Source organism: Mongoliibacter sp., assembly GCF_007692705.1.
Taxonomy (GTDB): Bacteria; Bacteroidota; Bacteroidia; order Cytophagales; family Cyclobacteriaceae; genus Mongoliibacter.
The window spans coordinates 1-5187 of the sequence record NZ_REBN01000189.1 but is presented as its reverse complement, the minus strand read 5'-3'; the positions used below and the strand labels follow the sequence as shown (position 1 = coordinate 5187).

At 40.1% G+C, this 5187-nt stretch carries 4 protein-coding genes; all 4 read left to right on the top strand.

Annotated features, from left to right (window positions below; genetic code table 11):
• Nucleotides 1–455 precede the first annotated feature (455 nt).
• Nucleotides 456–1364 (top strand): gliding motility-associated ABC transporter ATP-binding subunit GldA, encoded by a 909-nt coding sequence (gldA, locus tag EA341_RS13245; protein ID WP_293015342.1) that lies wholly within the window; start codon nt 456–458, stop codon nt 1362–1364.
• A gap of 132 nt (nt 1365–1496) precedes the next feature.
• Complete coding sequence (gene gldF / locus EA341_RS13240; RefSeq protein WP_293015339.1) at nt 1497–2219, top strand: gliding motility-associated ABC transporter permease subunit GldF; 723 nt, start codon at nt 1497–1499, stop codon at nt 2217–2219.
• A complete protein-coding gene (gldG, locus tag EA341_RS13235) occupies nt 2216–3898 on the top strand; it encodes a gliding motility-associated ABC transporter substrate-binding protein GldG (RefSeq protein WP_293015336.1) in 1683 nt (560 codons plus the stop codon). The genes gldF and gldG overlap by 4 nt, the downstream gene beginning before the upstream one ends.
• A gap of 168 nt (nt 3899–4066) precedes the next feature.
• Nucleotides 4067–5187 (top strand): DNA polymerase III subunit beta (dnaN, locus tag EA341_RS13230; RefSeq protein WP_293015334.1); only part of this gene is annotated, 1121 nt, incomplete at its 3' end.

Here is a 5187-nt window from a genome sequence, read left to right as displayed (position 1 = left end):
TACTCTCTAAAAACATTTTTTTACCTTTATTTTTTAAAATAGTGAGTTCCCTAGAAAAATATTCAAAGCTTAAATGAAGGGTTGATTTCTGAAATCCACCCCTTTTAAAACTCCAAGCTTGGAACAAAAAAACTTTTTTTTATCAATCACATGCATAGGAATCCAGCTGTTCAAGCATCAAGAATTTTGGTCATCTTACACCCATACCTAAATGCGGTAAGAACCTGTGTGATAAATTCTTTTTCTTCCGATGTTTAACAAGGCCAGATGGAATTATTGGAATTTGCATTTTTCAATGACCAACACTATATTAGCCTGCGTAAGGTTTAATATCAAAAAAGATTTAACAGCTTATGGCTGTTTCATCTTTCATCGGGGCTTCTTTGAAGCCTTTTTTGGTATATACAGGTTTGGTCTTGAAAAACTCTTTAATTTAGCGTCTTAAATCCCATACCATGTCATTGGAAGTAAGACAACTTACCAAAATATACGGTCCGCAAAAAGCACTTGACAATGTCTCTTTTCAAGCAGATAAAGGTCAGGTACTTGGATTTCTTGGCCCTAATGGTGCAGGGAAATCTACCACAATGAAAATTGCTACAGGTTTCCTCATACCTGATTTTGGAGATGTAAAGGTCAATGGCATTTCTGTTTTGAAACACCCCAAAGAAGTCAGTCGGCTGATTGGCTACCTGCCGGAACACAATCCGCTTTACCTGGATATGTATATCAAAGAATTCCTTCATTTTATTGGAGGGTTATACGGGATGTCTGGTAATGCCTTAAAAAATAGAACTTCAGAATTGATCGACCTTTGCGGACTGGAAGTGGAAGCGCACAAACGTATCGGTCAACTTTCAAAAGGGTACCGACAGCGGGTTGGGCTTGCCAAGGCGCTTATACATGATCCGGAAGTGATTATTCTTGATGAACCTACTACAGGTCTAGATCCAAACCAATTGGTTGAAATTCGGAAATTGATCAAGAATATCAGTCAAAATAAAACCATGATACTCAGTACGCATATCATGCAGGAAGTGGAGGCGATTTGTGAAAAAGTAGTGATTATCAATAGGGGTAAAATTGTCGCCTCTGACTTGTTGAAGAACCTTAAATTGGATGGAGGGAATTCTCTGTTGACCTTAGAGACAGAAGAGGAGTTGCAACTTGAATGGTTTGAGAATCTGGGAAAAGTCAGATACCTAGGATCGTCCAAGAACGCAATATCCATTGCAGTTCAGGATGCAGCATTAAGTAGAAAGGAAATCATGACCATTTTACAGGAACAAAACCTTAGCCTGGTTAGTCTGCAGCAGCAAGAGAGAACATTGGAGTCAATATTTCAACAAATTACGGAAGCTTGAATACATGGAATTGAAGGTGTAATAAATACGCCTGACTGCCTTGTTAGACAGTCATAACCAAAACGACAAACTGGGAAGCCTAAAAGCCGCTATAACGGTCAGTTTTTGACTTTTAAAAATGAATTATAACAAATGAAAGCCCTCTATTGGAAAGAGATCAATGCCTTTTTCAGTAACCTAACAGGATACCTGATAGTTGCAGTATTCCTGATTTCAATTGGATTGATAGTGTGGGTTTTTCCGGATACTTCAGTCTTGGAATATGGGTTTGCGGACTTGGAGCCTTTGTTTATATATACTCCTTATGTCTTTACTTTTTTGATACCGTCCATTACGATGAAGATGGTTGCAGAAGAACGGAAAACAGGTACTTGGGAGTTGCTGATGACCTCACCCGTTAGTGGTACAAAGATCATCTTAGCCAAATATTTTGCCACGCTGACATTGATTCTGATTGCTTTGCTTCCTACGTTGATTTATTATTATAGTATAGTGCAATTGGGCGATCCCTCAGGAAATATTGATCATGCAGGTTTTTTCGGATCTTGGATTGGTTTATTTTTAATCGGAGCTGTATTTGGGTCCATAGGCATACTTTCTTCTGCATTGACCTCACAGCAAATTGTTGCTTTTGTTTTGGGCGTCTTTTTGTCTTTCCTGATGTATTATGGACTGACCGCTTTTGTCCAAATGAACATCATGAGTCCATTCGCCTTGCTTCTGGAGGAGCTGAGCTTAAGCTTTCACTATCAAAGTATGAGTCGCGGTGTGATTGATGCACAGAACATATTTTATTTTTTAGGAACTATCATTGTTAATATTGCTATCACAGGACTATTGATCAGGAGAAAATGAAAAATAGAAGCGATATCAATCTTTTGAAACAAATTGGAATCCCTGCATTCTTGCTGCTAATGCTTTGGTTGATAGGTAAATTCCTTCCTTTTAGAATTGATTTGACTGAGGAAAAAAGATATAGTCTCCACCCAGCTACCGTTGAAGTTTTACAGGAAATAGAAGAACCTTTAGAAGTGGAGATTCTCCTGACCGGCAAACTTCCCGGAGGAATGAGAAGACTTCAGCGGTCAATTGAAGAGACCATCCGTACTTTTAATGCTTATAGTAATGAAAAAATCACTTTTTATTATCAAGATCCAATGGCCCTGCCAATGGATATCAGAGAGGATTATATAGTGGGTTTGGCAGAATATGGTATCAATCCTACCAACCTCTTTGTTACTGAAGATGGAGGTCAAAAGACAAAGTTAATCTTTCCGGGTGTAGTGGTCAGAAATGAGGAGTTTGAGACAGGGGCTCTGGTACTACGGGGAGAAAAAGGTATGGGACCTGATCAAATTTTAAATCAATCAGTGGAAAACCTAGAATTTGAATTGGTGAATGCCATTAGGAAGCTGATTCGAAAGCAACAGTTTGCAGTGGGAATGCTGATGGGCAATGGGGAAATGGAAGAGGATGATGGTTTTGGTATCATAGAGGCTTTGGTGGGTGATTTTGAAGTATACAAAATCCCAATGGAGCAGGCTCAAAAAGTAGAGGATTTAGATCCTTTTGCTGCCATAATCATTCCTGGACCTAAGGAGCCTTATGACGAAAGGGAGGTATATATCCTGGATCAATACCTGATGAACGGAGGTAACCTGATCTTTCTAATTGATGCTTTGGCCTATGATATGGAGCAAGCTGGTGGAGACGGCACGGTAGCCATGCCTTTTGATAATGGGTTGGATCAAATGCTTTTTCGGTATGGGATTCGGGTAAACAAAGATTTTATCCAGGATATGAATTTTGGGTACCACCCTGTGATGGCAGGCAATTTTGGAGATCAAGAGCAGTTGATTCCTCTTCCATGGCCATTTTATGTATCTGCCGGAAGAAAAGCTTCCCATCCCATAACCAAAGGTTTGGATCAGGTCATGTTCCGTTTTGTCAGTAGCATGGACACTGTCAAGGCTGAAGGAGTGAGGAAAACCCCTTTGATTTTTACATCGGATTTCAGTAGAAAATTAGCTGCACCTGTTCGATTGGCCTTTGAAGATATGGCTGATGGTCCCAATCTGGATGAATTTAAAGCCCAGAATTTACCTCTTTTGTATTTATTGGAAGGCAATTTTACTTCGGTATACAAAAACCGGTTTTTACCTCAAGGGGCTGATCAAAGCAGTTTTCTGGAGTCGGGAGCCGAAGGTAGGGTAATGGTGGCTGGAACGGGTAACCTTTTCAAAAGTCAGTTCGACTTTATTGAGGGTAGTCCATTGAGATTGGGAGAAGACCCATTTGAAAATACCCAATTTGCCAATAGACAGCTTTTAATCAATAGCATCAACTACCTGCTCGAACCGGATGGAATCATCAGTTCCCGAACCAAACAGTTTCAGATCCGTCCGCTTAATAAAGTAAAGGTGAAAGAAGAGCTTCAAAAATGGCAAATCATCAATATTGTCTTTCCTGTAGTGTTGATTATTGTCATAGGAATGGTTTGGGGGGCGATTCGCAAAAGGCGTTTTTCCAAGTGATTTCTCCAATTCACACATTATCAGGCGATAGTGTTTCGCACAATAAAAAGCAGATTTGAAAGAATGAAATTCAATTTGAGGTTTTTTCGCCCTCAAAAGCTGGTTTTATAATTTTATTTATAAATTTACCCTGTTCAAAACATAGACAAAAAATTAAGCCCTAACGATATGAAATTTATTGTTTCTTCTTCTGCACTTCTAAAGCAGCTTTCAGCCATTAATGGCGTAGTGACCACCAACCCGGTCGTGCCAATTTTGGAAAACTTTCTCTTTGAGATTAAAGATGGAATATTGACCATTACTGCCTCTGATTTGCAGACTTCCATGATGACCGAGATCGAAGTGGAGGCTAAAGAAGATGGAAACATTGCAGTCCCTGCGAAGATCCTTATCGAAACCCTTAAGAACCTGCCAGAGCAGCCAGTCAATTTCAGTATTGACCATGATACCTACAGTGTAGAAATCAGCTCTGATAACGGAAGGTACAAGTTGGCAGGTGAAAACGCCACAGACTTCCCTAAGATTCCTACTGTAAGCAATGCCACTGCTGTGGAAATGTCTACAGAGGTTTTGAGTTCTGCCATCAGTAATACCATCTTTGCTACCAGCAACGATGAGTTGAGGCCTGCTATGACCGGTGTTTACATCAATCTCAGCAGTACCAATGCTACTTTTGTTGCCACTGATGGACACCGATTGGTAAGGTACAGAAGAGTGGATATCGCTGCGCCTGATGCGGCCAGTTTGATCATTCCTAGAAAAGCGTTAAACCTTTTGAAGTCTACTTTGCCATCTGAAAATGTTCCGGTTACAGTTGAGTTCAATAGCTCCAATGCCTATTTCAAATTCAATAGCATCAAAATGATCTGTAGGTTGATTGATGAGAGGTTCCCTGATTATGAAAATGTCATTCCGGTGGACAACCCGAATCATATGACAATAGATAGAATGGAGTTTTTGGGTTCTTTGAGAAGAATCGCGATCTATGCCAATAAGACCACGCACCAAGTAAGGTTGAAACTTACTGGTTCAGAATTGCAGATATCTGCAGAGGATCTGGATTTCTCCAATGAAGCGAACGAGAGGCTTTCATGCGAGCACGACGGCGAGGATATAGAAATTGGTTTCAACGCCAAGTTTTTGGTTGAAATCCTTAATAACGTGGCATCCAAAGAAGTAACACTTCAGTTTTCAGCGCCAAACAGGGCTGGTCTTATCGTCCCTTCAGAAACTTCAGACAACGAAGATATCCTGATGTTGGTGATGCCGGTAATGTTGAATAATTATGT

What these genes read in the sequence shown, in the direction of transcription:
- gldA (WP_293015342.1), top strand. Translation starts at nt 456, where the DNA reads ATGTCATTGGAAGTAAGACAACTTACCAAAATATACGGTCCGCAAAAA.
- gldF (WP_293015339.1), top strand. Translation starts at nt 1,497, where the DNA reads ATGAAAGCCCTCTATTGGAAAGAGATCAATGCCTTTTTCAGTAACCTA.
- gldG (WP_293015336.1), top strand. Translation starts at nt 2,216, where the DNA reads ATGAAAAATAGAAGCGATATCAATCTTTTGAAACAAATTGGAATCCCT.